Source organism: Sodaliphilus sp., from assembly GCF_045598405.1.
Taxonomy (GTDB): domain Bacteria; phylum Bacteroidota; class Bacteroidia; order Bacteroidales; family Muribaculaceae; genus Sodaliphilus; species Sodaliphilus limicaballi.
On the sequence record NZ_JAZLLZ010000179.1, the window covers coordinates 1 to 2,466 of the forward strand.

Below are 2,466 nucleotides of genomic sequence, written 5' to 3' on the forward strand. Positions count from 1 at the left end.
ACCCTGCCCTGCCTTCGCTTGCGCTCAGTTAGGACAGGGTTATGTGCAGAACTGCGTTCTGCGTGTCGGCTTTCAGCCTCTCTTTGCCTTATGCTTTGTGCGAGAGAAAGATTTTAATAAGGTCTGAGCGGGGACTCTGCATTAATAAATAGTTACTTGTGATTTTTTTTGTGATTAATGCAAAATGTAGTAACTTTGCTACAAAAGTTTTTACACACATTCCACAGATGGCAAAGAAGCAATTGTGGATGGTAAAACCGAATAAAACAAAACAACATGACAGAAGATACATATCGCAAAATACATTTTGCAGTAATGGCGATTGAAAGCGGAGCCAAGAAACTTAATATCAGTGGACGAGAAATGGAACAACGCTTGCAAAAGCAAGACCTTATTCGCCGCCGTCTAATCGGTCACTATGAGTTGCTTCCTACTCAGAGTCTTGAATATGTGGCTGATGATATCGCTGAGACCCTCATTAACTGGGAAAATGAGAACTAAAAATAAAACGAAAATGAGAGATAACGTATTATGGCGAAAGATTGCAAGAATAATCATCATGATTGCTGATGGCTTGCACATAAGTAGCGAACGAGCACTAGACCTTTTCTACAACAGCAACGTTTATGAAATGTTAGTTGACCCTCGTTATGGACTCCAAACAATGAGTGACACTTACATCTATGATGAGTTCATAATGGAACTTCGCGGAGTGTAAAATGTAGTAACTTTGCTACAAGAGTATCTTTATGAGTGGGGCTGTTATAAAACCCGATTGGAAGTAACGAAAAAGACATGGAAATTTTATTATTTGTTTTAGGTATTATCGTGGGTGTGGCGATGGGGTATTTTATTGCCCGCAGTCGCAGTGGTGCGCTTGAAGCACAAGTAACAATGCTCACTGAGCGTGAACGTGCGGCACAAGAACAAGCTCGCATCGACATTGCTAACGTGAAAGAGGAGTTGCGCCAGCAACACGAACACAACATCGCAACTACCAAGGAAGAAATGCGCCAAGAGCACGAGCGCAATATCACTCGACTTGAAGAACAGCACCGCGAGGCAATGACTGCACAAGAGAAACGCTTCAACGAAATGTCACTGCGACTAACCGAGCAGATGAAAAACGCTACTGCCGACATGCTGAAGCAGCGCCAGGAAGAATTTACCCAGTCGAGCAACCGCGACCTGGGGCAGATTGTCACCCCCTTGCGCGAGACCATTGCCGGGATGAAACAAGCCATGGACGAGAGCACAGTGAAACATGCGTCAATGACTAGCGAAATGAAAACAACCATGGAAAACATGATGCGTCACAGCCAGGCCGCCAAGGAGAGTTCCGACAAGCTAGCACAAGTATTCCAGTTTGGCAACAAGTTGCAAGGCATCTGGGGCGAGCGTGTTCTTGACGAGTTGTTACAATCGCAAGGACTCACCCCAGGAATACACTATGACAACCAACCCACAATGCGCGATGCCGCAGGCAACACCCTCAAGAGCGACGATGGCGAGGCATTGCGCCCCGACGTGATTCTGCACCTTGACCAGCAACGCGATGTCATCATCGACGCCAAGGTGTCGCTCAGCGCATTCATTGACTATGTGGGCGAGGAAGATCCCATCCGCCGCGAGCAACATCTCAAAGCCCATGTCGAGAGCATCAACCGCCACGTCAAGGAACTGGCACGCAAGAACTACTCACGCTACATCCAGCCGCCCAAGGTGAAGATGGACTACGTCATCATGTTCGTCCCCCACAGCGGAGCCTTGTGGACAGCGCTCAACGCCCAGCCCGACCTGTGGCGGCGCGCCATGGAGCAGAACGTGTTTATTGCCGACGAGCAGTCGCTCTATGCCGCGCTGCGCATCGTGGACCTCACATGGACGCAAATCAAGCAAGCCCAAAACCACGAGAAAGTCTATGCGCTCGCTAATGAGATGCTCACCCGCGTGGGACTCTTCTGGAAGCACTACGAGGACATGGGCAAGGCTCTCGAAAATGCATCAAAAGCATGGGAAAAGGGTCGCAGCAAGATCACCTCTGGCGGACAAAGCATCAACACTACCGCCACAAAACTCATCGCCCTGGGCGCAAAAAACAGCGACAAAAATCCACTGCCACAACTCCCCGAGGAATAGCAAAAATTCTGGTAAAATGACAGTTTTTGTCATTTCAAATTTTGGTATTTTGACAATTTTTGTAAATTTTGCAATCGTATTTGATTAAAAGTAACTATTCAGCAATGGTATTTTGGGTAATTTCCCCGCGCGGATCTCACTGATAACACTGATTTAATAATAACTGAAAGAAATTAAAATAATTAGCTCAACTTTAGCATGTGAAACCATTTGAGCCTCACCTATTTGCTCCGATTAGCGTCCTGCTGGACGCGGTGCATGTTGCATTTCTTCCCCCACCGCCACTTCGTTCGGCGGTGGGGGTTATTCAGGTATTGTCCTGCCGGA

General features: G+C 47.3%; 2 protein-coding genes. Both read left to right on the forward strand.

The genetic code is table 11. The features are described 5' to 3' along the window. Positions 1–276 precede the first annotated feature (276 nt). Positions 277–501 carry a DUF3791 domain-containing protein gene (locus ACKI3C_RS11995; protein WP_407405366.1) on the forward strand — a complete coding sequence of 75 codons (225 nt, stop codon included), beginning with the start codon at positions 277–279 and terminating at the stop codon, positions 499–501. Between the two features lie 294 nt (positions 502–795). Further along, a complete protein-coding gene (gene rmuC, locus ACKI3C_RS12000; protein ID WP_407405368.1) occupies positions 796–2,139 on the forward strand; it encodes a DNA recombination protein RmuC in 1,344 nt (447 codons plus the stop codon). The last annotated feature ends 327 nt before the right edge of the window (positions 2,140–2,466 follow it).

Bases quoted from the DNA above. Each gene is read 5' to 3' on its own strand.
- rmuC (WP_407405368.1), top strand. From the start codon at position 796: ATGGAAATTTTATTATTTGTTTTAGGTATTATCGTGGGTGTGGCGATG.
- ACKI3C_RS11995 (WP_407405366.1), top strand. From the start codon at position 277: ATGACAGAAGATACATATCGCAAAATACATTTTGCAGTAATGGCGATT.